Source organism: Stenotrophomonas sp. YJH_SMC_119 (assembly GCF_059368315.1).
This window is the reverse complement of record NZ_JCAFRP010000006.1, coordinates 246,142-270,554: the sequence shown is the minus strand read 5'-3', so window position 1 is coordinate 270,554 and position 24,413 is coordinate 246,142. Positions and strand designations below refer to the sequence as shown.

At 66.5% G+C, this 24,413-nt stretch carries 31 protein-coding genes, 1 tRNA gene and 1 riboswitch; of the genes, 11 read left to right on the top strand and 21 right to left on the bottom strand.

Annotation, left to right across the window (positions count from 1 at the left end; all coding sequences use genetic code 11):
* Nucleotides 1-15: 15 nt before the first annotated feature.
* The 4 genes from AC5P6S_RS12040 to AC5P6S_RS12025 all read right to left on the bottom strand — a co-directional run bounded on the left by AC5P6S_RS12040 (nt 16) and on the right by AC5P6S_RS12025 (nt 3,229).
* On the bottom strand, nt 16-513 hold the full coding sequence (locus AC5P6S_RS12040) for a pyridoxamine 5'-phosphate oxidase family protein (RefSeq protein WP_005412916.1): 498 nt from the start codon (nt 511-513) through the stop codon (nt 16-18).
* A 68-nt stretch (nt 514-581) separates the two neighbouring features.
* Nucleotides 582-1,577 carry an LLM class flavin-dependent oxidoreductase gene (locus AC5P6S_RS12035; protein ID WP_043034337.1) on the bottom strand — a complete coding sequence of 332 codons (996 nt, stop codon included), beginning with the start codon at nt 1,575-1,577 and terminating at the stop codon, nt 582-584.
* 223 nt (nt 1,578-1,800) lie between these two features.
* Nucleotides 1,801-2,568, bottom strand: a complete 768-nt coding sequence (locus tag AC5P6S_RS12030) for a sulfurtransferase (protein WP_005408988.1) — start codon at nt 2,566-2,568, stop codon at nt 1,801-1,803.
* Between the two features lie 295 nt (nt 2,569-2,863).
* Complete coding sequence (locus tag AC5P6S_RS12025; protein ID WP_005412913.1) at nt 2,864-3,229, bottom strand: DUF6164 family protein; 366 nt, start codon at nt 3,227-3,229, stop codon at nt 2,864-2,866.
* Nucleotides 3,230-3,299: 70 nt separating this feature from the next.
* Here AC5P6S_RS12025 and AC5P6S_RS12020 point away from each other — a divergent pair, with 70 nt between their 5' ends.
* Nucleotides 3,300-3,734, top strand: coding sequence for an FKBP-type peptidyl-prolyl cis-trans isomerase (locus AC5P6S_RS12020; protein ID WP_099497498.1), 435 nt, complete (start codon nt 3,300-3,302; stop codon nt 3,732-3,734).
* A complete protein-coding gene (locus AC5P6S_RS12015) occupies nt 3,721-4,968 on the top strand; it encodes a TIGR03862 family flavoprotein (RefSeq protein WP_049459681.1) in 1,248 nt (415 codons plus the stop codon). The genes AC5P6S_RS12020 and AC5P6S_RS12015 overlap by 14 nt, the downstream gene beginning before the upstream one ends.
* A gap of 53 nt (nt 4,969-5,021) precedes the next feature.
* Here the strand turns inward: AC5P6S_RS12015 and AC5P6S_RS12010 are convergent, their stop codons facing one another.
* The 4 genes from AC5P6S_RS12010 to AC5P6S_RS11995 all read right to left on the bottom strand — a co-directional run bounded on the left by AC5P6S_RS12010 (nt 5,022) and on the right by AC5P6S_RS11995 (nt 9,124).
* Nucleotides 5,022-5,483, bottom strand: a complete 462-nt coding sequence (locus AC5P6S_RS12010; RefSeq protein ID WP_049459682.1) for a GNAT family N-acetyltransferase — start codon at nt 5,481-5,483, stop codon at nt 5,022-5,024.
* 99 nt (nt 5,484-5,582) lie between these two features.
* On the bottom strand, nt 5,583-7,205 hold the full coding sequence (locus tag AC5P6S_RS12005) for an FMN-binding glutamate synthase family protein (RefSeq protein WP_043034340.1): 1,623 nt from the start codon (nt 7,203-7,205) through the stop codon (nt 5,583-5,585).
* 55 nt (nt 7,206-7,260) lie between these two features.
* Nucleotides 7,261-8,547 (bottom strand): nucleotide sugar dehydrogenase, encoded by a 1,287-nt coding sequence (locus AC5P6S_RS12000; RefSeq protein ID WP_005408982.1) that lies wholly within the window; start codon nt 8,545-8,547, stop codon nt 7,261-7,263.
* A 142-nt stretch (nt 8,548-8,689) separates the two neighbouring features.
* Entirely contained in the window at nt 8,690-9,124 is a 435-nt protein-coding gene (locus tag AC5P6S_RS11995; protein ID WP_005408981.1) for a BLUF domain-containing protein, read from the bottom strand.
* Nucleotides 9,125-9,252: 128 nt separating this feature from the next.
* On the opposite strand from AC5P6S_RS11995, the gene AC5P6S_RS11990 reads away from it, so the two are divergent.
* Nucleotides 9,253-9,339, top strand: a tRNA-Leu gene (locus tag AC5P6S_RS11990).
* Nucleotides 9,340-9,362: 23 nt separating this feature from the next.
* Here AC5P6S_RS11990 and hemN read toward each other — a convergent pair.
* Both hemN and AC5P6S_RS11980 read right to left on the bottom strand, forming a co-directional pair.
* Nucleotides 9,363-10,772, bottom strand: a complete 1,410-nt coding sequence (gene hemN / locus AC5P6S_RS11985) for an oxygen-independent coproporphyrinogen III oxidase (protein ID WP_043034401.1) — start codon at nt 10,770-10,772, stop codon at nt 9,363-9,365.
* A 44-nt stretch (nt 10,773-10,816) separates the two neighbouring features.
* Nucleotides 10,817-11,254: a group III truncated hemoglobin gene (locus AC5P6S_RS11980; RefSeq protein WP_049396364.1), complete on the bottom strand. Its 438-nt coding sequence runs from the start codon at nt 11,252-11,254 to the stop codon at nt 10,817-10,819.
* 178 nt (nt 11,255-11,432) lie between these two features.
* Here AC5P6S_RS11980 and AC5P6S_RS11975 point away from each other — a divergent pair, with 178 nt between their 5' ends.
* Both AC5P6S_RS11975 and AC5P6S_RS11970 read left to right on the top strand, forming a co-directional pair.
* The gene (locus tag AC5P6S_RS11975; protein WP_005408925.1) at nt 11,433-11,720 is read left to right on the top strand and encodes a hypothetical protein; all 288 of its coding nucleotides are present in this window, start codon (nt 11,433-11,435) and stop codon (nt 11,718-11,720) included.
* Nucleotides 11,717-12,760 carry a 4Fe-4S dicluster domain-containing protein gene (locus AC5P6S_RS11970; protein ID WP_076739968.1) on the top strand — a complete coding sequence of 348 codons (1,044 nt, stop codon included), beginning with the start codon at nt 11,717-11,719 and terminating at the stop codon, nt 12,758-12,760. Before AC5P6S_RS11975 ends, AC5P6S_RS11970 begins: the two co-directional genes overlap by 4 nt.
* A gap of 1 nt (nt 12,761) precedes the next feature.
* Here the strand turns inward: AC5P6S_RS11970 and AC5P6S_RS11965 are convergent, their stop codons facing one another.
* Together AC5P6S_RS11965 and AC5P6S_RS11960 are read right to left on the bottom strand one after the other, a co-directional pair.
* A complete protein-coding gene (locus AC5P6S_RS11965; RefSeq protein WP_005408923.1) occupies nt 12,762-12,998 on the bottom strand; it encodes a hypothetical protein in 237 nt (78 codons plus the stop codon).
* A 352-nt stretch (nt 12,999-13,350) separates the two neighbouring features.
* Nucleotides 13,351-13,560: a helix-turn-helix domain-containing protein gene (locus tag AC5P6S_RS11960; protein ID WP_076739969.1), complete on the bottom strand. Its 210-nt coding sequence runs from the start codon at nt 13,558-13,560 to the stop codon at nt 13,351-13,353.
* A gap of 111 nt (nt 13,561-13,671) precedes the next feature.
* Between AC5P6S_RS11960 and AC5P6S_RS11955 the strand changes: the two genes are divergently transcribed.
* Together AC5P6S_RS11955 and crcB are read left to right on the top strand one after the other, a co-directional pair.
* A complete protein-coding gene (locus AC5P6S_RS11955) occupies nt 13,672-14,073 on the top strand; it encodes a transcriptional regulator (protein WP_005408921.1) in 402 nt (133 codons plus the stop codon).
* A gap of 22 nt (nt 14,074-14,095) precedes the next feature.
* Nucleotides 14,096-14,159, top strand: a riboswitch (Fluoride riboswitch).
* Between the two features lie 82 nt (nt 14,160-14,241).
* On the top strand, nt 14,242-14,634 hold the full coding sequence (gene crcB, locus AC5P6S_RS11950; protein WP_005412844.1) for a fluoride efflux transporter CrcB: 393 nt from the start codon (nt 14,242-14,244) through the stop codon (nt 14,632-14,634).
* Nucleotides 14,635-14,637: 3 nt separating this feature from the next.
* Here the strand turns inward: crcB and AC5P6S_RS11945 are convergent, their stop codons facing one another.
* Nucleotides 14,638-15,471, bottom strand: coding sequence for an AraC family transcriptional regulator (locus AC5P6S_RS11945; RefSeq protein WP_005408919.1), 834 nt, complete (start codon nt 15,469-15,471; stop codon nt 14,638-14,640).
* A gap of 134 nt (nt 15,472-15,605) precedes the next feature.
* On the opposite strand from AC5P6S_RS11945, the gene AC5P6S_RS11940 reads away from it, so the two are divergent.
* Nucleotides 15,606-16,100, top strand: coding sequence for a DUF6265 family protein (locus tag AC5P6S_RS11940; RefSeq protein ID WP_043034343.1), 495 nt, complete (start codon nt 15,606-15,608; stop codon nt 16,098-16,100).
* Nucleotides 16,101-16,158: 58 nt separating this feature from the next.
* Here the strand turns inward: AC5P6S_RS11940 and AC5P6S_RS11935 are convergent, their stop codons facing one another.
* Nucleotides 16,159-16,569, bottom strand: coding sequence for an SRPBCC family protein (locus AC5P6S_RS11935; protein ID WP_005408917.1), 411 nt, complete (start codon nt 16,567-16,569; stop codon nt 16,159-16,161).
* Between the two features lie 20 nt (nt 16,570-16,589).
* Nucleotides 16,590-17,609, bottom strand: a complete 1,020-nt coding sequence (locus AC5P6S_RS11930; RefSeq protein ID WP_049449138.1) for an aldo/keto reductase — start codon at nt 17,607-17,609, stop codon at nt 16,590-16,592.
* Between the two features lie 103 nt (nt 17,610-17,712).
* On the opposite strand from AC5P6S_RS11930, the gene AC5P6S_RS11925 reads away from it, so the two are divergent.
* Nucleotides 17,713-18,630, top strand: a complete 918-nt coding sequence (locus tag AC5P6S_RS11925; protein ID WP_049459686.1) for a LysR family transcriptional regulator — start codon at nt 17,713-17,715, stop codon at nt 18,628-18,630.
* A 10-nt stretch (nt 18,631-18,640) separates the two neighbouring features.
* On the opposite strand, the gene AC5P6S_RS11920 is transcribed toward AC5P6S_RS11925, so the two are convergent.
* A complete protein-coding gene (locus tag AC5P6S_RS11920) occupies nt 18,641-19,159 on the bottom strand; it encodes a P-loop nucleotide/nucleoside kinase family protein (RefSeq protein WP_049459687.1) in 519 nt (172 codons plus the stop codon).
* Between the two features lie 261 nt (nt 19,160-19,420).
* Between AC5P6S_RS11920 and AC5P6S_RS11915 the strand changes: the two genes are divergently transcribed.
* The gene (locus tag AC5P6S_RS11915) at nt 19,421-20,497 is read left to right on the top strand and encodes an alpha/beta hydrolase family protein (RefSeq protein ID WP_099497499.1); all 1,077 of its coding nucleotides are present in this window, start codon (nt 19,421-19,423) and stop codon (nt 20,495-20,497) included.
* Between the two features lie 259 nt (nt 20,498-20,756).
* On the opposite strand, the gene AC5P6S_RS11910 is transcribed toward AC5P6S_RS11915, so the two are convergent.
* A complete protein-coding gene (locus AC5P6S_RS11910; protein WP_005408911.1) occupies nt 20,757-21,026 on the bottom strand; it encodes a hypothetical protein in 270 nt (89 codons plus the stop codon).
* A 124-nt stretch (nt 21,027-21,150) separates the two neighbouring features.
* Nucleotides 21,151-21,855, bottom strand: coding sequence for an ArsR/SmtB family transcription factor (locus AC5P6S_RS11905; RefSeq protein WP_059033950.1), 705 nt, complete (start codon nt 21,853-21,855; stop codon nt 21,151-21,153).
* Nucleotides 21,856-21,958: 103 nt separating this feature from the next.
* Here AC5P6S_RS11905 and AC5P6S_RS11900 point away from each other — a divergent pair, with 103 nt between their 5' ends.
* The gene (locus AC5P6S_RS11900) at nt 21,959-22,600 is read left to right on the top strand and encodes a flavin reductase family protein (protein WP_099497500.1); all 642 of its coding nucleotides are present in this window, start codon (nt 21,959-21,961) and stop codon (nt 22,598-22,600) included.
* A gap of 10 nt (nt 22,601-22,610) precedes the next feature.
* Here AC5P6S_RS11900 and AC5P6S_RS11895 read toward each other — a convergent pair whose 3' ends face one another.
* The 3 genes from AC5P6S_RS11895 to AC5P6S_RS11885 all read right to left on the bottom strand — a co-directional run bounded on the left by AC5P6S_RS11895 (nt 22,611) and on the right by AC5P6S_RS11885 (nt 24,320).
* Nucleotides 22,611-23,156 carry a DUF4124 domain-containing protein gene (locus tag AC5P6S_RS11895; protein ID WP_012479706.1) on the bottom strand — a complete coding sequence of 182 codons (546 nt, stop codon included), beginning with the start codon at nt 23,154-23,156 and terminating at the stop codon, nt 22,611-22,613.
* Nucleotides 23,157-23,230: 74 nt separating this feature from the next.
* Nucleotides 23,231-23,740 carry a GNAT family N-acetyltransferase gene (locus AC5P6S_RS11890; protein WP_241898556.1) on the bottom strand — a complete coding sequence of 170 codons (510 nt, stop codon included), beginning with the start codon at nt 23,738-23,740 and terminating at the stop codon, nt 23,231-23,233.
* A gap of 82 nt (nt 23,741-23,822) precedes the next feature.
* Nucleotides 23,823-24,320 carry a GNAT family N-acetyltransferase gene (locus AC5P6S_RS11885; protein ID WP_012479704.1) on the bottom strand — a complete coding sequence of 166 codons (498 nt, stop codon included), beginning with the start codon at nt 24,318-24,320 and terminating at the stop codon, nt 23,823-23,825.
* Between the last annotated feature and the right edge of the window lie 93 nt (nt 24,321-24,413).

Sequence of the window (24,413 nt, the reverse complement as noted above, 5' to 3'; positions counted from 1 at the left end):
ACCGGACATCGGTCATCACCGAAGATCAATGAAACCGTTGTCGGCCAGCGCCGCCGGTTCGTCCTGCACCGCCGACAGCACGAACGTCAACGCCTTGCCCAGCAGCGTGCCCGGACCGTCCCAGTACTCGGCACTGTCGGCGCGCACATGGATCAGGCGAAGGTTGGGGTCATCCTTGCCACCGGGGAAGAACAGCTTCATCGCCGGTGACCACAGCTCCTCGATCTTCGCGCGATCATCGACCACGCGTGCCCGCCCCGCCACCGACACATAGGTGTTCTTCGAGGGCGAGGCATACGCCACGTTGACCCGCGGGTCGAGCGCGATCTCGGCCACCTTGGGGCTGTCGCCGGTGATCACGAACCACAGGTCACCGTCGAAGGCGACCTGCTGGGTGGCCAACGGCCGGCTGTAGAGGCGGCCATCGACGCCGGTGGTGGTGAACATCGCCACCTCCACGTCCTTGATCAGTTCGGCCAGCTGGGCGATGTGTTCGGCACGGGTGTCGGCCATGTGGGGGCTCCTTCGATATGAGCCCCCATCAGACGCGGTTCGGCCGCAATGGGCCGTGACGCAATTGTTCAGCCCGCGTGGCGGGCGTGCCAGGCCTGCATGGTCAGTTCGAACGAGCGCAGGCGCGCGCGGTGGTCGTACAGGTTGGCGGTGAGCATCAGCTCGTCGGGCTTGTGCCGTTCGACGAACGCGGCGATGCCCTCCGCCACCTGCTGCGGATCGCCCAGCACGGTGCAGGCCAGCGCCCGCTCCACGCCCGGTTTTTCGTGCGGCTCCCAGAAGGACTCGATGTCGTCGATCGGTGCCGGAATCTTGCCCGGTCGGCCGCGACGCAGGTTCACGAAACTCTGCTGCTGGCTGGTGAACAGGCGCCGCGATTCGGTTTCGCTGTCGCTGGCAACGACGTTCAGGGCCAGCATCGCGTGCGGCTGCTTCAGCGTGGCCGAGGGGCGGAACTCGCGCCGGTATACAGCAACGGCTTCATCCATCGCGTCGGGTGCGAAGTGCGAGGCGAACGCATACGGCAGGCCCATCGAGGCGGCCATGCGCGCACCGAACAGGCTCGAACCGAGGATCCAGGTCGGCACCCGCAGGCCGCCACCCGGAACCGCCTGCACCGCCTGTCCGGGTTGTACCGGCTCGAAGTAATGCAGCAGCTCGCGCACGTCCTGCGGGAACTGGTCGGCGCTGTCGAAGTAGCGGCGCAGCGCACGCGCGGTCGGCTGGTCGGTACCGGGTGCACGGCCCAGGCCGAGGTCGATGCGGTCCGGATACAGCGAAGCCAGCGTGCCGAACTGCTCGGCCACCTGCAGCGGGGCATGGTTGGGCAGCATGATGCCGCCGGCACCAACGCGGATGCGCTTTGTGCCACCCGCCACGTGGCCGATCAGCACGGCGGTGGCCGCGCTGGCAATGCCCGGCATGTTGTGGTGTTCGGCCAGCCAGTAGCGGCGGTAGCCCAGCGCATCGGCGTGCTGGGCCAGTTCCAGCATGTTGGCGAAAGCGGCGGTGGTGTCACTGCCCTCGCAGACCGGGGCCAGGTCAAGGATCGACAACGGGATCATCAGGCGTTTTTCCGTCACAGGATCCCCCATGCATGGGGTCGGCCAGGCGCCGCGGCCAGTGACGGTGGCGGGATGCTGATTCCCGTGTGGCGGGTTCAGGGCTGACCGGGCCGATCCGGGGTGCCCTGGTCCGCGCCAAGCGCGATTGGTAGTGCCGGCCGCTGGCCGGCATACAGGTAGATGGCTTCGCAGCCGGCCAGCGGCCGGCTCTACCGCGGAAGCGTCAGAACGCGCTGGGGCGCGGCTCCGGCAGCGGCTGGTCGACCATCGGCTTCAGCTCGGCATCCAGCGCCACGCGCTCATCGAACACGAAGCAGCGGCCTTCGTAGCCTTCGCCGCCCACCTCCTCGAAGTAGCCGAGGATGCCACCGTCCAGCTGCAGCACGTTGTCCATGCCGTCGTTGACCATCCACAGCGCCGCCTTCTCGCAGCGGATGCCGCCGGTGCAGAAACTGACCACGGTGCTGTCTTTCAGCGCCTCGCGGTGCGGCGCCAGCGCCTCGGGCAGGTCGGTGAACTTGTGAATCGGCAGCACCAGCGCATCCTTGAAGGTGCCGTACTCCACTTCCTGCAGGTTGCGGGTATCGAGCATCACCACCGGCTTGCCGGCGTCGTCATGCCCCTGCCGCAACCAGCGTTGCACCGTGGCCGGATCGACCGCCGGCGCGCGCGGATAGTCCAGCGGCTGACCGTCGTCACGGCGGAAGCTGATGATCTCGTCCTTCACCTTGGCCTTCAGCCGCGCGAACGGCTGATGTTCACTGAAGCTGGTTTTGACCCGCATATCGGCAAACCGCACGTCAGAACGCAGCGCCGCGTAGAAACCCTCGACCGCCTCCGGCGCACCCGCCAGGAACAGGTTCAGCCCCTCGCCCGCCACCAGGATCGTGCCCCGCAACTGCGCCGCCTCGGCACGCGCCAGCAACTGGTCGCACAGGGCCTGGGGAGCGTCGATGACGGCGAAATGATAGGCAGCGGTATTGGCGATCATCCTGGCATTTTAGCGCCTCCCGCCCCTCCGGGCAGATTCAGGGGTCAGAGCCCTCTGCACGGCAGAGGGACCCGACCCCAAGCCCGGCAAACAACCGGAATCTGTCATGGGTGGGGCGGTGTGGGCAGGCGGGGGCGCAGAGCGCCATGGATGGCGCTCTACGAGGCACGCAGGAGCAGCTTTTGCCGTCCCCCGCCTGTCCACACCGCCCCGCCCTCCCACTGAAGCCCGGCTTTTGACGTTGCTGTTGCCGTTGCGTCTGCGGGTGCCGGGTGCAACCCGGCCAGAAGCCCCATTACCCCCGCAACAGCACGAACGGCAGCAGCACCAGCGCCGCCGCACCGGCCATCCCCAGCAGCACCAGCACCACGTAGACCGGCCGCCGCCGGAACAGGCTGCCGAAGGTCTCCGCCGTGCCATCACGCAATGCCTGCTCACGCTCGGCACGGATGCGCGGCCCGCGTTCGGCCTGGTATTCCGCCATCAGCGCCTTCGCTCGTGGATGATCAGCGTCCTCGCGCAGCCACAGGCCACCATTGGAGATGCCCCAGGGGCTGGGTTCGGTGCGATACCAGGCGATGTCGTGCTGGTCGAGCAGCGTGCAGACATCGGCATATTCGTCGTCGCCGACATTGCGCAGATTGAGCAGGAGTTTTGCCATGCCCCCATGATACCCGGCGCCGATGCGCTACCCTTGCCGCCCTCGCCCTGCGCCCTTCCGGAGACGCCCGATGCGCCGCCTGCTGCTTCCCCTGCTGCTGTCCCTCGCCGCCGCTGGCTGCACAACCGAACCGTCCGGCCCACCGCCCGGCGGCACCCTGACCACCTTCGAGCGCATCGATACCGTGCCCGGCACCGGCACCGAAGCCGTTGCCGGCAGCAAGGTCACCGTGCACTACACCGGCTGGATCTACGACAACCGCACCGAAACCAAGCACGGCAAGACCTTCGACAGCTCCTTCAAGCACGGCGAACCGTTCACCTTCGCACTCGGCGCCGGCCAGGTCATCCGCGGCTGGGATGAGGGCGTGGCCGGCATGAAGGTCGGCGGCAAGCGCACCCTGATGATCCCGCCGGATTACGGCTACGGCGACCACCGGGTTGGCCCGATTCCGGCCGGCTCGTCGCTGGTGTTCGATGTCGAGCTGCTCGATGTCAAACCGTAATGCCGCACCGCTTCCGCGGGTCGCCGTCATCGGCGGCGGCCCGGCCGGCCTGTTCGCCGCCGAGCGCCTGCGCGCCGCCGGTCTGGAGGTGGACCTGTACGAGGCCAAAGGTTCGCCCGGCCGCAAGTTCCTGATCGCCGGCAAGGGCGGGCTCAACCTCACCCATTCCGATCCGCGTCCGCTGTTCGACAGCCGCTACCGCGAGCAGTCCACGACCGTGGGCCGCTGGCTGGATGGCTTCGATGCGCAGGCATTGCGCGACTGGGCCGGCGGTTTTGGCGTGGAGACCTATGTGGGCAGCTCCGGCCGCGTGTTCCCGGTCGACCGCAAGGCCGCGCCGCTGCTGCGTGGCTGGGTGCGCCGGCTGAAGGAACAGGGCGTGCGCCTGCATGCCAACCACCGTTGGATCGGCTGGAGCAACGACGGCGCGCTGCGCTTCGCCACCGAAGCCGGCGAGATCGATGTCCACGCCGATGCCACCGTGTTGGCGATGGGCGGCGGCAGCTGGCCGCAGCTGGGCAGCGACGGCGCCTGGGTTGCCCCGCTGCAGGCCCGTGGCGTGGACATCACGCCACTGCAGTCAGCCAACTGCGGCTTCGACGTGGACTGGACCCCGTTCTTCGCCCAGCGCAATGCCGGTGCACCGTTGAAGCCGGTGGTCGCGCACTGGATCGACCTGGCCGGACAGCCACAGTCGCTGCAGGGCGAATGCGTGGCCAGCGAGTACGGCATCGAAGGCAGCCTGATCTATGCGTTGGCGGCGGACCTGCGCGAGACCATCAACCGCGATGGCCACGCGATGCTGTGGCTGGATCTGGTGCCGGGCCGCGACGAAGCGCGCCTGCTGGCCGATCTGTCACGCCCGCGCAAGGGCCGCAGCTTCGGCGAGCACCTGCGTCGCCAGGCGGGCCTTGATGCGGTGAAGGCCGCACTGGTGTTCGAGATTCTGGGTAAGGAAGCCGGCAACGACCTGCCTGCCGTGGCGGCTACGCTCAAGCGCCTGCCGCTGCGCCTGCTGCGTCCCCGGCCGATGGCCGAGGTGATCAGCACCGCCGGTGGCGTGCGCCTGGATGCGCTGGATGATGGCCTGATGCTGCGGGCCGTGCCCGGCGTGTTCTGCGCCGGCGAGATGCTGGACTGGGAGGCGCCAACAGGTGGCTACCTGTTGACCGCGTGCTACGCCAGTGGCCTGCGCGCCGCCGAGGGCGTGATCAGGTGGCTGGCCGGGCGGTGACGCCTGCATTGTAGAGTCGAGCCATCCTCGACTGCCTTACAGTCCCCGGGCGCTCACCATGGCCTGCGCATGCTCACCGAAGCCAGCGCCACGCCGCTGGGATGCGGGTAGACCTCTTCGCGCACGCTGATGAATCCCTGCCGTTGGTAGAACGGCACCGCGTTGAGCGAGGCCGACAGCACCACCTCGCGCTCACGATCGGCCATTGCCAGCAGGCGCTGCATCAGCGCCTGGCCAATTCCCTGGCCGCCACGATCAGGATCAACGAACAACGCGTCGACTTCATTGGCATCGGCATCGAACACACCGAAGCCAAGAAGGCCACCCCGCCCATCCTCGGCCACCACGCAGCCGCCCTGCCCCAGCAACCGCGCGTACTGCGACGGCGGCGGCGAGGCCGACCAGGGCGCAATCACTTCGGGCGGATAATGGCTGCTGCAGGTCTCGCGCACGCAACGCGTGCGCAACGCCCACAGCGTGGCCACGTCATCCGTGGTGCCGATCCGGAACCGCATGGCATCTCCTTGCAGCGTCGAGCCATGCTCGACGGTTCTTCGTTCCAACATCGCGATGAGAGAAGCAGCCGAGCATGGGCTCGGTTCTACAGCAACACGTTATCGCGACTTGCTGGCCCGCAGCGCCTGGATCTTCGGCGGCGGCTGGAAGGAATCGCTGCGCGCATCGGCCCAGAACGCATGGAACACGGCGTGGTCCGGCACCTTGTGCAGCAGCTCGCCCGGTTCCAGGTAGCGGTACAGCGAGGCCAGCGAACGGATCTCAACAGGCGAAACCCGACGCAGGATATGCTCCGGACCCAGTTCCGCCGGGTCGTTCAGGCCCGCGGCACACAGCAGTTCCTTCAAGGCATGCAGCGTGTGCTCGTGGTAGCTGTACACACGGGTGGCCTTGTCCGGTGCATCCAGATGCTTCCAGCGCGCCGGGTCCTGGGTCGCGATGCCGGTGGGGCACTTGTCGGTATGGCAGCTCAACGACTGGATGCAGCCCAGCGCGAACATGAAGCCGCGGCCGGCATTGCACCAGTCGGCACCCAGCGCGATGGTGCGCGCGATGTCGAACGCACTGGTGATCTTGCCGGCTGCACCGATGCGGATGCGCTCGCGCAGATCGAGGCCGACCAGGGTGTTGTGCACCAGCAGCAGCGCTTCGTGCATCGGCACGCCGACATGATCGACGAACTCGGCCGGCGCCGCGCCGGTGCCCCCTTCGGCACCATCCACCACGATGAAATCCGGCAGCAACCCGGTTTCCTGCATCGCCTTGGCAATGCCGAACCACTCCCACGGGTGGCCGATCGCCAGCTTGAAACCGACCGGCTTGCCCCCGGACAGCTCGCGCAGGCGGGCGACGAACTGCAGCAGCTCGACCGGTGTCGAGAACGCCGAGTGACGCGACGGCGACACGCAGTCCACGCCCATCGGCACGCCCCGGGTCACCGAGATCTCGGCAGTCACCTTCGGCGCTGGCAGCACGCCGCCATGACCCGGCTTGGCACCCTGCGACAGCTTGATCTCGATCATCCTGACCTGTTCATGGGTGGCATTGGCAACGAAGCGTTCCTCGCTGAAACCACCCTTCTCGTCGCGGCAACCGAAGTAGCCCGAGCCGATCTCCCAGACCAGATCGCCGCCCATCTCACGGTGATAGGGCGAGATCGAGCCTTCGCCGGTGTCGTGGTAGAAACCACCACGCCGCGCGCCTTCGTTCAGTGCGCGGATGGCATTGGCCGACAGTGAACCGAAGCTCATCGCCGAGATGTTGAACACGCTGGCCGAATAGGGCTTGGCACAGTTCGGGCCGATCAACACGCGGAAGTCATGCTTGGCGATGGCGGTTGGCGCCAGCGAATGGTTGATCCACTCGTAGTCCACCGCATAGGTGCTGCGCAGGGTACCGAACGGCACCGTGTCCATCTCGTTCTTGGCGCGCTGGTAGATCAGTGCACGTTGCTGGCGCGAGAACGGCACATCCTCCAGGTCACTCTGCACGAAGTACTGGCGGATCTCCGGGCCGATCGATTCCAGCCCGTAGCGGAAGTGCGCCATCACCGGATAGTTGCGGCGCAGCGTGCTGCGTTTCTGCAGCAGGTCCCAGGTCCCCAATGCCACCATCGCGGCAGTCAGGCCGACGCCCCAGTACCAGGCCGGCCAGATCGTGGCCAGCCACAGGCATATCGGGAACATCAGGATGGCGAGCAGGTAGACGATGTACCGGTGCATGGCTTTCCTCGGTTGCAACTGTTCCCGAGTCTACCGCGCCGCTCGCTGCCAAGGCTTACAAACGATCGTCAACCACGTTGCGCGGCCAGGCCGATTTGACGTCGTAGACCAGGCCGCCTGGCGCCAGCAGCGCCCGGATTGCGTCTTCATCCATTGCCTTGAAACGGGCGTGGGCCACCGCCAGCACCACCGCGTCATAGCGCCCTGCCCCGGGTTCGGCCAGCCAATCCAGGCCCTCGCCGGTCAATGCCGCCGGGCCGACCCACGGGTCGCTCACCTCCACCTGCGCACCCGCATCGCGCAGGCGCTGGGCCAGTTCCAGCGCGCGGCTGTTGCGCAGGTCGGGGCAATCCTCCTTGAAGGTCACGCCCAGCACCAGGATGCGTGCCTCCGCCGGTGCACGGCCACGCTCGGCCAGCATCGCCAGCACGCGCGCCGCCACGTGCTCGCCGACGCGGTTGTTGACCTGCCGCGCGGTGTGGATCAGGTCCGGGTGGTAGCCCACGCTTTCGGACTTGTGCAGCAGATAGTACGGATCGACGCCGATGCAGTGACCGCCAACCAGGCCTGGCCGGAACGGCAGGAAATTCCACTTGCTGCCGGCGGCGTCCAGTACGTCCTGGGTATCAATGCCGAGCCGGTCGAAGATCAGCGCCAGCTCGTTGACCAGCGCGATGTTGACGTCGCGCTGGATGTTCTCGACCACCTTGGCTGCTTCGGCCACGCGCATCGACGGCGCCGGGAACGTACCGGCGTCGATGATGCGCTGGTAGAGACCATCGATCACCGCAGCGACTTCCGGGGTCGAACCAGACGTGATCTTGCGGATGTCGGCCAGGCGCCGCTGGCGGTCACCGGGACTGACCCGTTCCGGGCTGTAGCCGCAATAGAAGTCTTCGTTGAAGCCCAGGCCCGAACCCTGTTCCAGCAGCGGCACGCACACTTCCTCGGTGGTGCCGGGGTACACCGTGGACTCGTAGATCACCAGATCGCCGGCGCGAAGATGACTGGCAATCAGCCGTGTCGCCGAACGCAGGGGCTCCAGGTCGGGCTGCTCGTATGCATCGATCGGGGTCGGCACGGTGACGATATAGACGTTGCAGGCATCGAGCAGCGAAGGATCGCTGCCGTACTGCAGATGCGTGGCTTCGGCCAGCTCGTCGGCCTCCATCTCCAGCGTGTGATCGCGGCCACCGCGCAGCTCCGCGATGCGGCCGGCATCGATGTCAAAGCCCAGTGTCGGCCAGTGCCGGCCAAACGCCACCGCCAATGGCAGGCCGACGTAACCCAGGCCGATCACGGCGAAACGCGGCGTCACCGCCGCCGCAACGGGCACGCTCATCGGCATATCCCGTGCGCCGGGTGAAACCGGATGCGTGCCGCCATGGCTTGGGCCAACCCACTCATTCGCTGTACCACTCCGGGAAACCCGCACCAGAAAGGCTACAGCCTACCGGCCCCGATACCCCGCCGCCAAGGCGGGCTCAGGAACCCAGCGCGACCGCGGCGGGTTCCAGCTCGCCGTCGGCACCGGTCCAGGCCTGCAGCAGGCGCTCGAAACCACCGCTGCCAAGCAGGAAACCCGGCCACGCCGCGTCAACGATCTGGGTCAGCAGGTCCGCATCGATCCGCCGCGTCCCCATCGACCAGCGCGGGAACGCACGCTGCACCACCGGCGCGCGGCACAACAGCCTCATCTGCGCGTGGCTGCGTGCATTGAAGATGCGCTGGAACACCGAATCGATGCCATCTTCGGGGCCTTCCAGATACTGCAGGAAGCGGCTGCCGTCGAACATCAGGACACCGGTGACACCGGCTACACGATTGAATGCCGTGGCGTCGGCCAGCAGGCGATCAAGATCGGTTGTCCGCAGATCGGCGCGGGCCTCACTGGCATAGGCAATCGCGTGCAGCGACATCGGGTGGCTCCCCCCCTGGGAACGGTGGCTGGGACTATGACATGAACAGGGATAACAGTTAAGCACGTCGCTCCCGCGCAATCCGGCTGCAGCGACACGGGTAGGCTACAATCGGCGCCGCGCTGCAGGCCCGGATGGCGAAACTGGTAGACGCATCGGACTTAAAATCCGCCGGGGGCAACCCCATGCCGGTTCGATTCCGGCTCCGGGCACCACACGCACGCAGCACATCCCGCTTTCAGATCGCCCGCGAGTAACGTGGCTGCTCATGTGCGGCACGCAGATACGGGTCGAAGCACATTGCCAGCAACCGCAGCAACGGTCGCCCGGGCTCGCTCGCACGCACCACGCCATCGCGGTATTCGGCCAGGCCATCTTCCTGCAGCCGCTGTACCGAACGCAGGTCCTCGGCGAAGTACTGCTGGAAATCCACGCCGTGGCGCTGCCCCAGCACCGCACCATCCACCTCGCCCTGGCACATCAGCTGCTGGATCAGCTCCGCGCGCAGCTGGTCGTCGGCACTCAGCGCGACACCGCGCCAGACCGGCAACTGCCCCTGGTCCACCGCGTCCTCCCAGGACGCCAGGTCACGTGGATTCTGGCTGTAGGTGGCGCCGATATGGCTGATCGCACTTACACCCAGGCCGAGCAGATCGGTATCGGCGTGGGTGGTGTAACCCATGAAGTTGCGATGCAGCTGGCCGGCACGCTGCGCGCGTGACAGATCCTCTTCCGGCAATGCGAAATGATCCATGCCGATGTACTGGTAGCCAGCCGCGGAGAGCTTCTCCACCGCCAGGCCCAGCAGCGCCAGCTTGTCTTCCGGCGACGGCAACCGGCTTTCGTCGATCTGCTTCTGTGCCCGGAACAGATGCGGCAGGTGCGCGTAGCCATACACCGCCAGGCGGTCCGGGCGCAGCGCCAGCACCCGTTCGAGGGTGCGGCCGAATCCTTCCAGGCTCTGCCCGGGCAGGCCGTAGATCAGGTCGACGTTGACCGAACGCATGCCGCTGTCGCGGCAGGCGCGCAGGATGTCCAGTGTCTGCTGCACGCCCTGTATGCGGTTGATCGATTCCTGCACCTGCGGGTCGAAATCCTGCACGCCCAGGCTGGCCCGGTTGAAGCCCAGGCGCGCCAGCATGGCGACGTCACGGGTGTCGATGAAGCGTGGATCGAGTTCGATCGAGAAATCGCGCTGCGGTGAATCGCTGAAATCGAAGCGCCGGCGCAACCCTTCCACCAGTGTGGTCATCGCCTCGGCATCGAGGAAGTTCGGCGTACCACCGCCCAGATGCAGCTGGATGACCTCGCGACCGTCCTCGAACTGTGGTGCCAGCAGATCGGCCTCGGCCAGCACGCGCGACACATAGCTGTGGCCACGGCCGCGATCGCGGGTGATCACCCGGTTGCAGCCGCAGTAGAAGCACGGGCTGGAACAGAACGGCACATGCACGTACAGCGACAGCGCGCGGGCCAGCTGGTTGCTGTCGGCGATCGCCTGGCGCAGCGCCGGCGCGTCGAACCCATCATGGAAATGCGGCGCGGTCGGGTACGAGGTGTAGCGCGGGCCCGGCCGGTCGTGCCGGCGCAGAAGGTCGGGGTCGAAGGTCCAGGCCAGGCCACCAGCGGCGGGAGAGAACGTGTCCATGGCGCCAGCATCGCGCCGGGCGGCCTGCGCCGCCTTGACCCAGATCAATCCTTGGCGGGCATCCCCAGCACCGGCAGGCCGACCTGCGGCCATCGCAGCATCTGGTAGCGCTTCCAGAAGGTGTCACCGATGCGCGCAGCCACGTCGTTGGCCAGCTCCTGCATCGGCGGGTTGTCGCATTCGGCGGTGGTGATCCGGAACAGCACCAGCCAGCGGTCGAACAGATCCTTGTCCAGCTCGATGGCCATGTGCTTGGACATCGGCGAACCCTTGAAGCGCCGGGTGCCGCGCAGCATCGCCGACCAGAAGTCGACCAGCTGGGCCAGATGCTCCGGCCAGTCGTGGACGTGGGCCTCGAACACCGGCCCCAATCGCTCCTCCCCGCGCACGCGGGCGTAGAAGTCGTGCACCAGGCGGGTCACTTCCTGCTCGGTGCACAGCTCGGGCGAGGCGACAGGAAGGACAGGCGGCGTTGCGTTCATCGGGGTACCCAAAGCGTGCCGGCAGTGTGCCGCAGCCGGCCGGCACCACCGTTGATCCAGATCAATGTCGGCGCAGTCCGCTGCACCTAGGCTGGCACGCTTGCAGGAAGCATGCCCTGCGGATGCCGCGCCAACCCAGGCGAGTATACGCGCCGCCCACTTTTCGATCCGGGACAGCATGAACAGACCCTCTCCCAACCGTCGCCAGCAGTTGATCCAGCAATGGGGCGCGATCCTCTGGCCCAGCTTCATCGCTGCCGGCCTGGCCAGCGTGGTGTTCTTCGCCTTCGTCGACCCGCTGCGGTTGCAGGCCATCAGTTTCCCGGGCACGCAGATCAGCCGTGAAATGGGCTACACGGCCGGCTTCTTCATGTTCTGGACGGTGACGGCGCTGTCCAGCGCGATCACCTGGTACCTGCAGCGACCGATGCCCAGCGGTGACGACGACGAGTTGCCGCTGGGATGAGTACGACCTGCACACCGAGACCACGGCACTGGCGCGGCACGCTCAGCGCCGCCTTGCTGGTGCTGTTCTACGCATTGCCATGGCTGCGCTGGGATGGCCGCCAGGCCTTGCTGCTGGATATCAACGCCCGCCGCTTCGATCTGTTCGGCTGGACGCTGTGGCCGGGAGACATCGGGGTGCTGGTCGGCCTGCTGGCGGTGCTCGCGGTGGGGCTGGCACTGCTCACCCACCTCGCCGGGCGCATCTGGTGCGGCCACGCCTGCCCGCAGACACTGTGGCGCCGTGCCTTCGACTGGATCGCCGACGGCATGGCCCGCACGCTTCCGGCACGCGTTGCGCGCGCGGCCACACAGCTGGCCTGGGGGCTGCTCTCGCTGTGGACTGGCATCACCTTCGTGGGCCTGTTCAGCCCGATCGCCGAGCTGGTGATCGCAGCGCCGCGTGCCGGCTGGAGCGGCTGGGAAACGTTCTGGGTGCTGTTCTATGCCGCCGCCACCTGGGCAAACGCCGGCTTCCTGCGCGAGCAGGTCTGCCGTTCGCTGTGCCCGTTCGCACGCATGCAGCCGCTGCTGACCGATCCACATACGCCGCGCATGCTGTACGACGCCCGCCGCGGCGAGCCACGCGGACCTCGCCCATCTGGCCTGGGCGGCGTGCTGGGCCGTGGCCGCGGCCTGCTCGACCCGACTACTGCACAGGACTACGTGTTCCGCGCCGCGCATCCGCTGCTGGCCGGACCAATGCCGACCTTCAGCGCCGACCGTCTTGGCGACTGCACCGATTGCGCGGCCTGCATCAGCGCCTGCCCGATGCAGTTGGACATCCGCCAAGGGCCGCAGGCAGACTGCCTGGCCTGCGGCGCCTGTCTGGAAGCCTGCGCACGGCAACAGCACCGGGCCGGGTTCGGTCCGGGGCTGGTGCGCTACTGCAGTCCGCAGGCGATGGCCGGGCAACCGAAGCGCTGGTGGCGACCCCGGACCCTGGCCCTGCTGTCTTTGCTGCTGGCGCTGCTTGCCTGCGGCGCCTGGCGCCTGCTCTGAATCAACGCGGCCCGTCGGCGTGCGGTGGTACCAGCTGCGCGCGTCGGACAATGCCCAGCTGCTCGATGATCAGCGCCATTTCGTTGGTGAACTCGGTACGCTCGGTCCCCTGCGGGACGAGCCGGTCCAGCACCTGCTGGTAGGTATCCCAGAACGCCGGACCGCATCCGTGTTTGTGATAGCTGGCTTCCAGTTCGCGGCGTACCCGTTCAGCCAAGCCATGCATGCCGTATTCCATACGACCTCCGTTGGACTTGTTCTGCATCGTTGACGGTCTACCGACTCACTTGCGTGCTACTGAAAGACTCCCAGGCTTCACGCCCGGTTGATCCAAATTAGTCACAGATTTCACGACAGGTCAATTACATGCAGCGACTTTCACGATTGAAATTATTAATCGTTCACGAAACCACATACGGGACCCCGCCCCTCCCGGATGGGGTGAAGCCGACAACGCGCCCCAGCCATCTGTCCGACAGCCGGTAGGCCTCGACAATAGGTACTGCCAGAACGATCAGTTTTTCCTATTTTGCTAAGTGTACTTAACAGAATGCGCTTAGCACGCTAAATGCGACAAAAGGCGGCGTAATTCAGGCGGATTCAACTTCGGCGGCGCCCGTTGCGGGGAACAGGTTCGGGTAGCGCTGATGCAGGATGTACTGCCGCAGAGCGGGGATCGGGAAGTCTTTCGGCCATTGCGATACCGCGGAACGGCTGATGCCGAAGAAGCGCGCCAGCTCCGCATCGGTCTGGAACCCCAGCCGCGCACGCACCTGCCGCTTGTTCCAGAATTCGGTCATGGTCTGCCCTTTTGTTAACCAGACTTATTCTTGCGGCAAGGATTCTTCGCATTCCACGCGTTAAGCTGGCTTGCATAGATGAATACTCTCGGCCAACGACTCGCCGCCGCCATGAAGAAAGCCGGGCACCCCCGCCCGGCCGATCTGGCCCGCGCCGCCAAATCCACCACGGCAACCATCAGCAACTGGCTCAACGACCATGTCAGTGCGTCCCATGTGAAAGCCGAGCAGCTGTTCCGCATCGCCGATGCGGCCAAGCTGGACGCACGCGAGCTGCTGTATGGAGTGAACGGGCGCGGCGTCGGGGAGCCGGGTAACGCCTACATTCCCAGTCAGGCCCACCTTGACGTCTGGCAGGACGCCTATGAGCTGGTCAGTCACCTGGTGGCCGAGAATGGCCTGGAGATCGACCACCGCCGCCACGCGGCGCTGGACCTGCTCGCATTCGAACTGCTGATGGATGGCTTCAGCCGCAGCAAGGTGGCCCGCGTGCTGACCACCTCGATGACGTGAATGCACCGCCGCTGGTAGCATGGACCGCGATGGGGATGGGGCTCCCCCGATAACCGCCTGAGAAGGCTGATGGCTCCTGCCAGGACGAACCCGGTGTTCGTCGACGGCAGGTCTTGCCTGCCCTCGGCGTTCGCCATTGACCCTGCGAACCCGCATTCGAGGCACGCCATGCAAGCATTGAACAACTATTTCCTGGTCTTCGTCGGCGGCGGCATCGGTGCCTGCCTGCGCCACGCCTGCAACCTGATCGGCGCCCGAGTGGCCGTCGGCAGCCCCTGGCCGTGGTCGACCTTCCTGATCAACATCAGTGGCGCCCTGCTGATGGGCGTGGTGGTCGAGGTCTTCGCGATGCGCAATGGTGCCTCGCCGCAGCTTCGCCTGTTGCTCGCCACCGGCATCCTTGGTGGCTACACCACGTTCTCTACCTATGCGCTGGAGATCGGCCTGCTGCTGCAGCGCGGGCAGCACGGACTGGCCGCGCTGTATGCCGGTGGCTCGGTGGCGCTGGGCCTGGCCGGCCTGTTCGGTGGCATGAAGCTGGCCCGGCTGGTGCTGGGCTGAGGCTCAGGCCGCGCCAGCACGCGCCTGTCCGCGCCATTCGCGTGGTGACTGCCCCGTGTGCGCCTTGAACGCGCGCGAGAGTGCCGCCTCGCTGCCATAGCCCACCTCGTCGGCAATCCGCTTCAGCGGCCGGCCCTGGCGCAGCGCCTGCTGTGCCAACCCGACCCGCCAGCCTTGCAGGTACTGGCCCGGGGTGGTCCCCATCGCTTCGCGGAAGCTGGCGGCGAACACGCTGCGTGACATGCCGGCCACCTCGGCCAGATCCTCCAGCGTCCACCCCTGCGCCGGGGCTTCGTGCATCGCCACCAGCGCCAGCCGCAATCGCGGGTGGCCAAGCCCAGCGAACAGACCGCCGCGCATTTCGCCACCTTCCATCAGCTGGCGCAGCACCTGGATCATCACCACCTCGAACAGGCGGTTGACCATCGCCGCGCGCCCGCAACGCTGCTCGAACGCTTCTTCGAACAACAACTCCAGCGCTGCGTTGCCGCCATACAGCCCAGCCAGCGGCAGGCAGATGAAATCCGGCAACGCGGCGCTGATCGGATTGAGCCGGCCGCCTTCGAAATGCAGGTTCGCGCAGGCCATGTCGGCGCCCTGCTGTGGGTCGGTACTGAAGCGGTGCGGCATCGGCCGCGGATACAGCAGCAGGCTGGGCACATCCACCTGTACGGTCTGCTGGGCATGACTGACCTGCAGCGGGCCACGTCGCACCAGGTGCAGCTGCCCGGCTTCATCCTCACCCTCCAGCGTGTTGATGCCGCACAGCGCACCGGCATGGAACACCGAGGCGGTGACCGCGAAGCGTTCAAGCAGAATGGCGAGACGGTCGACCATGACGGGACTCCGGGTCAAGCGAGACAAGCTCAATGTGACAGATCGTATCGGAATCGGCACTGGAAAGGACGGCACTGGCCGCATGATCTGGCGGGCGCTATACAGGCCGCACATTCCCGCGCATGGAGGCACCGATGTCACTCCGCATCGCCCTGGCCCTGTTGCCGCTGCTGCTCGCGGCCCCGCACGCGCTATCCGCCTCACCCTCGAAGATCGAACACCTGGCCTGGCTGGCCGGTTGCTGGCAGCTTGATGGGCAGCCACCCGGTGCCGGCGAGCAATGGACCAGCCTGGCTGGAAACACCCTGTTCGGCAGCAGCCGCAGCCTGCGCGACGGGCGAACCGTCGGCTTCGAGTTCATGCAACTGCGCCAGCACGATGATGGGCGCCTGGTGCTGACTGCCCTGCCCTCTGGCCAGAACGCCACGGACTTCAACGCCACCCGGGTCGATGCCAACGAGGCGGTCTTCGAGAATCCTGCCAACGACTTCCCACAACGTATCCACTACCGGCGCCTCGACGACCAGCGCGCACATGCGCGCATCGAGATCGCGCAGGACAATCCGAAGCAGGCAATGGACTTTCCCATGCATCGCGTCGCCTGCGGTGCACCGACGCCCGCACCCTGACACGCAGACGCCCCGGACCGGCCGGGGCGCCTGCATGCGGTCAACGCCACACGGGCATTCACCCGGCCAGCGTGGTTTCCAGGGCCTTCAGGCCATCGCGATAGATGCCCTCGAACAGCGCGGACGCTTCTTCGTTGCTGACGCCCACCGGAGTGAACTCACCGGACCAGTCGATCCGCGAACCGTCGCCCTGCTCGACCACACGCAGGGTGGATCGATAGCCGCTGACCGGGAACGGGGCCTGCAGGATCGAGTAGGTGTAGCTGCGATCGGCCTGGTCGAAGGCTTCCAGGCGCTCGACGATGGCATCGCCATCGGGATTGGCCAGATGGCGCACGCGACCGCCTTCGCTGAGCGTGCTCTGGGGAATGTACGGAAGCCAGTCGGGCAATGAATCGAAGCCGCCGATGAGGTTCCAGACCTGGTCGGCCGGGGTCGGCACGGTGATGGATACAGAAGCAGTTGCCATGGGAATGTCTCCTTCGGGACTCAGATGTTGTCAATCGGCAGCGGGGCGTTGGCCGCGACCAGGCCCTGGGCGCGCAGCGCCTGCCAGAACCCGGCCGGGATGATTTCCTTCAGTGCGGCGTAGTCTTCGGCGATGCGCTCGGGACGGCTGGCGCCCGGGATCACCGCAGCCACTGCCGGGTTGGCCAGCGAGAACTGCAACGCGGCCGCCTTGATGCTGATGCCGTACTCGGCCGCGATGGCCTTGATGCGCTCGACCTTGGCCAGGATCTCCGGCGACGCCTTCTGGTACTCGAAGTGGCTGCCACCGGCCAGCACGCCGGAGCTGTACGGACCGCCGACCACGATGCCGGTGTTGCGCTCGGCCGCCTTGGGCATCACCCGCTGCAGCGCACGCTCGTGGTCGAGCAGCGAGTAGCGGCCTGCCAGCAGGAAGCCATCCGGACGGGCTTCGTCCAGGTCCAGGGTCAGCTCGATCGGCTCGACACGGTTGACGCCCAGGCCCCAGGCCTTGATCACGCCCTCCTCGCGCAGGCGGGTCAGCACCTTGAAGGCACCGCGGCGTGCGGTCTCGAAGTACGACAGCCACTCATCGCCATAGAAGTCCTGTGCGATGTCGTGCACCCAGACGATATCCAGGCGATCGGTCTTCAGGCGCTTGAGGCTGTCGTCGATCGAACGCAGGGTGGCATCGGCCGAGTAGTCGTTGACCAGCTTGTTGGGGCGGCCGGCGACGAACAGGCCGCCCTTCTCGCCAAGGTCGCGGGCGCTGGTGTCTTCCACTTCGTCCAGGATCAGGCGGCCGACCTTGGTGCTGAGCACGAAGTCATCGCGGTTGCGCTTGGCCAGCGCGTCGCCAAGGCGGATCTCGGCCAGGCCTGCGCCATAGAACGGGGCGGTATCGAAGTAGCGGGTGCCCTGTTCCCAGGCCGCGTCCACCGTGGCCTGGGCCTCGGCTTCCGGGATGTCACGGAACATGTTGCCCAGCGGCGCGGTACCGAAGCCGAGGGTCTTGCCAGCCAGCAGCGTGTTGATGCTCATGGATTCCCCCTTGGGGAGGTTGTTAAAGTTGAGGCACAGGCTAGGCTTGCCCGATAAGACTGTCCAAGACATAATTTAATTATCTTGAGTCCTACAAGGTCTTATGCTCGACCTCCGCCAACTGCGCTACTTCGTGGCCGTCGCCGAAGATGAACACGTCGGCCGCGCTGCCGAGCGCCTTCACATCTCCCAATCCCCGCTCAGCCGGCAGATCGCCCAGCTGGAGGAACGGCTGGAACTGCAGCTGTTCGAACGCTCGCAGCAGCGCATCCGGCTGACCGCCGATGGCCGTACCTTCCTGGCCGAGGCGCGGGCCCTGCTGACCCATGCCAACCGGCTGGAATCGCTGGCACGCCGGCTCGGCCGCGGCGACGAAGGCGGCCTGTGCATCGGCTATCTGGAGTACGCGATGCACTCCGGCGTATTGCCCACCGCCCTGCGCGAACTGCGCGGCGATCGCCCGGCGGTGCATATCGCGCTCTACAACCAGCAGTCGGACGTGCAGCTGGAAGGCCTGCGACAACGCAGCCTGGACATCGCCCTGGTCTGCGAACCACCGGCGTTCGACGATCCGGACCTGGAGGCCACGCAGGTGCTGAACGACCCAATGCTGCTGGCCGTGCCGGCAGCGCACGCACTGGCCAGCGCAGAACTCATCACGCCCGCGGATCTGGCCAGCCAGCAGTGGATCGGCGTGATGCACAGGGAAAACGCACTGCGCCACGACACCTTCATCGCCGCGTGTGCGAAAGCCGGGTTCACCCCGACCATCGCCATGGAAGCGACCGAGCCACTGGCCGCGCTTGGCCTGGTTGCCGCCGGCCTGGGCCTGACCACCGTCCAGCAGAGCCTGGATCACCAGGCGCCGGACGGCGTGGTGCTGCGCGAGCTGCCGTGGTTCAGCTACCGCACACCGCTGTGGGCGGCCTGGCACCGCATCAACCTGCGCCCCCTGGTCGAGACCTTCCGCAGGACGCTCGTGCGCACCGCCACCGAAGGCAAGCCGGCATTCGGCGACTGAGCCGACCGCGCTATGCCGGGCCTGCCTCGGTGTAGCGCATCACCATGAAACCCTCTTCTGCGGCCGGTGCAACGAAGTGGCGGGTGATCTGCTTGAATTCCTCATCGCTGGCCTGGAAGGGATGCTCGCCGCATGCATTGCGTGCACGCAGCCGCGCCTTGCAGACCTCGTCGGCGATATCGAGGAAGTGCAGTTGATGCGCGGCGCCCACTGGCGAGAACACCTCACGTGCCCACCCGCGGGTGGCGGGCGTGTTGAAGGGGAAATCGAGCACCACCGAGACGCCGGCCCGCAGCAGCGTACGCAGATGATCGGTCAGCACGCTGCGCAGCGTGGCTGCGCGCTGCAGATAATCGGCGACGGAGTGGATTTCGCCCGGGTGCAGCGTGGCCAACCAGGCATCTTCGCTGATCAATACGTGGCGAGGCTTGGCCGCCAGCTGTTGCGACAACGTCGATTTTCCTGCGCCGATCTTGCCGCACAGCAGGTGCAGGGTTGCGCCGCCATCGGCGGATGAAGGGTGTTGCATCTGCGATCTCCTCGGTGGATTCCAGTTCCCGGGAGAGCGCTGCATGCAATCCGCCTTCCCGGGCGGGTTGCAGGGCCGTGACGACCGCGCGCTACCCCGCCTTCCCGTGGGGAATGCGGATAATCAACGCGGTGACGTGCGGGACCATGTCGCCAGCGTAGAGCGCCGCCTGTTCGGCCCGCAATCCCCTGCGGCAGTGCAGCGCGCGCAACATTCCGCTGGCATCTATGCTCTGCGCCATTCCCGCATGGAATGACCACGATGCGCCCCTTGCTTCGATGTGCCCTCGCCCTTGGCCTGCTGCATGCTTCGACGGCATCGCTGGCAGCACCAACCACGGCACCACGCACGCTCAGCGGCGAGCTGCAGGGCGCCCCCTGGCGGCTGGATGTACCGGCAGACTGGAACGGCGACCTGGTGATGCTGGCCCATGGCTATGAGCCCGTGGGCGTGCCACGCACCACGCCGATGGCCGCCGGTGACAGCACCGCAGCACTGCTGGGCGCGGGCTACGCCGTCGCGCAGAGCGCGTATTCCAGCCAAGGCTGGGCGGTGGCCGAGGCGATCACCGACATGGAACACCTGCGACAGCATGCCCTGGGTGAACTCAAGCGCGTGCGACACACCTGGATGCTGGGCTTCTCGATGGGTGGTGCCGTAACCATTGGCAGCCTCGAGCGTTTCCCGCAGCACTATGCCGGTGGTGTGTCGCTGTGCGGCGCCAATCTCAGTGGCGAACAGATCGCGGCCGACCTGCTGACCACACTGGTCGCGTTCGATTATTTCTTCCCCAAAGCTGAGGGGCTGCCGGTCACCGGGTTGGCGTCGCGCGAAGCAGCCATGCTGCCCCAGAGCGAGCTTTACCAGGGCATCGTCACCGCGCTGCAACGCGACCCGGCGCATGCCGCGTTGCTGGCGCAGCGGCTGCAGGTTTCCCCCGATGAAGTGGCCGGCACGATCAGCCTGCACGCCCTGGTCCTGCACGAGCTGGCCACACGCAGCGGTGGCATGCCGGTCGGCAACAGGGGCATGGTCTACAGCGGCTTCGGCGATGACGCCGCATTCAACGCCGGGGTGCGGCGCATCGATGCTGTACCTGCCGCGCAGGCCAGGGTGCGCGCGACGCTGGCGCTGACCGGCGCACTGCAGCGCCCGCTGGTGATCCAGTTCAACCACAACGACCCGACCATCGTGCCGCACATGCAGACGGTGTATCCGCAGTTGGCCGCACACGCAGGTGCGCGGCCAGCGCCACGGGTACTGCCATCGGTGGGCGAAGGACATTGTGGCTTCTCTGAAGCACAGGTTGTCGATGCCTTGAAGACAGTGCAACGCTGAGTCCATCGCGTAGCGAAACGCGTCCGCCACGCTGGTAACGCTTACGGTGCAGGGACCCGCGCAGCATGTGCCGCCTCCCCTCGATCTGACCGCGCACCTGTTCGGCATGCCCGAAGGCGAGTGGCTGGGCTTCGACATGTCGGTGCCGTTTGGCCACCCGGGTGTCGGCCGACCAGCACAGTGCCGTTCGATGCGCGCGGTCAGATCGGCGCGCTCGGCCAGGTCTTGGCCGTGCGCCCGTGGCCGCGGCAGGCGGGGATCAGCCGCCCAGCGTGCCCATCGTGAAGGTGTAGCCCGAGCTCATCAGGAATTCGCGCATGCGCATTTCCGCGCGCCGCGGTGAGGCCAGGTTGGCCGGCGCATACAGGGCATACACCAGGCCCGATCCCTCGATATGTTCGCGGCGGACCTCGCAGCGGGCGGTTTCCGAGGCTATCACCCATCCGTCCTTCAGCCGCTCCGGCCCGATGGATTGCCCGTTCTTCAACCGAAAGGTCAGCCAACGCACATCTGCCATGATTTTGCTCATTTCCGATTCGCTCCGTGCCCGAAGCGACCCGTGATGTCCTTGCTCGCCATTGCAGCTCCCTGAGACGTGGAACTCGACCATAACGCCTTGCCATGTCGCGGGTGACTGAGACTGGCCGCGCCGCTCAGGTCGCCAGGTTGAAGAGCCGCCACAACGCCTCGCGCCCGGGTGGCGTCAGCCGTAGTTCGCGCCGGCCCTCGACGCGCCGCAGCCAATCGTTGTTCACGAAACTATCCAGCATCGCCTCACCGACCAGCCCTGCCAGGTGTGGCCGCCGTTCGGTGCAGTCCAGGCAGCCACGGCAGTAGCGCGCCGGGTTGGCCGCCACCGGCTGCTGCAGGAGCTCGCGCAACGGCAGGCCCAGTCCGGCAAGGAATGCGGCGCCTCCAGCGCTGATCTGCCAATGCCCTTCGCATGGCAGTACATGCCCCGCCTGCAGCAGGCGATCGGTGATGGCGACCGCGTGCACGCCGGCCAGGTGCCGATAGCAGGAACGCGCCTCGCGCAGTGCAGGCATGCTGCGCGTGGCCGCAGCGGTACACGAAGGGGTACGGTCGGCCACGCGCAGGATGCCTTCGAGCATCTCTGCCACCTCGCTCGATGCCAGCCGGTGGTAGCGATGACGCCCCTGCGCCACCGCCACCAGCAGGTCGCCCTCGACCAGCCTGCGCAGGTGCGTGCTCGCCGTCTGCGGCGTTACCCCGGCCACGCGCGCCAGCTCCATCGCGGTGTAGGCCCGTCCATCCATCAACTGCAGCAGCATGGCGGCACGCGCCTGGTCCCCGACCAGGGCACCGACACTGACAAGGGAACCGGAGGTGTGGACCATGCCCCATTGTGGCATGCCGTCATCTGCCAACAGTTCGATGCAGGCCGAAGCGTCAGCAGCCGACTGCGCGGCACAGTGCTCGCCCGCAACCGCGAGACCTGCCGTGAAGACCGCTTCGATCCATCGCCGCCGCATCACCCCTTCGGTCCTGTACCCAGGCACGCCCGTGCTGCTGATGACCACGTTGAATGACGACGGCAGCAGCAACATCAGCCCGCTTTCTTCGTTCTGGGCGCTGGGCAACCGGGTAGTGCTGGGTCTCGGTACGCAGGGCCAGGGCTATCGCAACCTGCAGCTGCGCAGCGAGTGCGTGCTGAACTTCCCCTCATCCGCGCAGGCCGCACAGGTCGAGGCGATCGCGCGGGCAACCGGCTGTAACCCGGTGCCGACCGCCAAGCAGGCGATGGGCTACGTGCACGTGCGCGACAAGTTCGCACTGGGCGGATTCACTGCCGCCGTGTCGACGCATGTTGCTCCGATGGCCATTGCCGAGTGCCCGCTGCAGGTGGAGGCCACCGTCATGGCGATGCATCCACCCGGCGAGGATGATGGCCAGGGCTTCGTGATCGTCGAAGGCCGCATCCGCTGCGTGCATGCGCACGAAGACATCACTGTGGGCGGCACCCAGCACATCGATGTGGCGCGCTGGAAACCGCTGATCTACCTGTTCCGGCACTACCTGGGCGTGAGCGCGCCGGTTGGGCGCAACTTCCGTGCGGAGACACCCATGCGCCTTCCCGCCTAGCGGGAACGACTCATGGCGTACCCGCGGGTACGTTGCTGAACTTGTCGCGCACCGAGCGCTCGCGTTCACGCCGGGTCGAGGCGCACTGTTCGCGCGCACTCGCCATCTGTGTATCCGCCGCCATCCGCTCGGCACTCAACGATTGCTGCAGGCTGGCAATCTGCGTGCGGATGCCCGAGTCACGGGTTGCGCCGGCCAGATTGTTGCTCGACGCGGCCATCTGCCGGTTCAACTCGGCGATCTGCCGACCGATCTGCTGGCTGCGCGACTCCAGCGGACCGTAGATGCGCGAGCGCTCGCCCTGCACGCAGTTGCGCTCGGCGATACCGGCGTCGGCCAGTTCGGTGTTCTGGTACACCGCCGCGCGGTTCGATGCCTCCCCCGCCGTTTCCGTGGAGGAACGGCTGGAACGCAGCTTCATGGGTTCAGCGCCGGCAGCACAGGGATTCTGGCTGTATACCGTTTCACCGGAAGCGCCCTTGCACTTGTAGACCTGGGCCGATGCCAGCGGGAAACACCCCAGCAGCAGCATCGCCATCACTACCTTCCCCTTCATCCTGCACCGCTCCCTGGTTCATTGGACAACCGCCACGATACGGTGGTTTGGTGGTGACTGCACGCTGGCGCCGTTCAGACCGTTTCGCCCTGCAGATCGAGCAAGACCGTGGCCCAGCGGCGCGCTCCCAGCGTGGCCACCATGCCGCCGCGGTAGACGAACCTGCGTACGTGGCCGTCTTCAATGAAGCAGGTCTCGTTCTGCATCGGCACATAGCCCACAGAGGCATAGTGCCGATGATCCAGGGCGAACAGCACGGCGAAATCGATACCGTGCCGGCGCAGCTCTGCATGGGCCGCTTCAATCAACCGCGAGGCAACGCCCTGCCGGCGAACGTCGGCACGCACCACCACGCCGCCAATCAAGCCCATGCGTTCCGGCTCGCCGTCCAGCAGTACGTTGCGTTCGTACAGCGCGAGATGTGCGACAACGTGATCACCTCCCATCGCCAGGACCAGAGCGACCGGCCCCGGGATGGCGTAGCCCTCGCCCTGCATGTCCGGGAAAGCCTGGCGGAGCAGATCCACCGCCTGCTGACGGTGTTGCGGCGCTACGCTTTGCCAGCGGCATACCTGAACGCGCATTGCCCTATCTTCGTCGAATGAATGTGTGTCCAGGCCCATCGTGCCACGGAAACATGACCGGGCTCGCAGTAACGTTTCACTGTCAGTGCAATGTGATCCAGTACGAGACGATATCCGTGTAGATGCCCTCGCGCTTGACTGCGCGCGGCTCCCTGCCGAGTACGCTGAAACCCAGCGATTCATACAGCCCGCGCGCAGCAGCATTGTCCTCCAGCACCGTGAGGGTGAGCGATTCAATGCCCTCGGCGCGCGCAGATGCAAACGCAGCAAGAAGAAGCTGGCGGGCGATACCCTGGCCACGGTGGCCGGTGCCCACGTGGACACTGTGCACTTCCGCCGTATGCCGTCGCGCCATCCGCATCGGGCGTACGTAGCGCAGGAAGCCCGCAAGCTTGCCGTCGATGAAAGCGCCGAAATAGCGCGTGCCGGGATCAGCAAGCTGGGCGCGCATCACGTCTGCTGTCTCATTCTGCGCCTCGGCCAGCGTGGACAGGAACGCAGCGGGCGACTCGCGAAGCGCCTGCAACCGCGCCTGCCAGAGACTGTCGGCGTCGTCAGCACCAAGTTGCCGGATGACCATGCGACACACCCGCGAGGTTGTTGATGCACAGGTGCCCAGCCTAGCGCGAGTTCGCCCGGTGCGGCGTGCATGCAAGAATGAAAACCGTCCCTT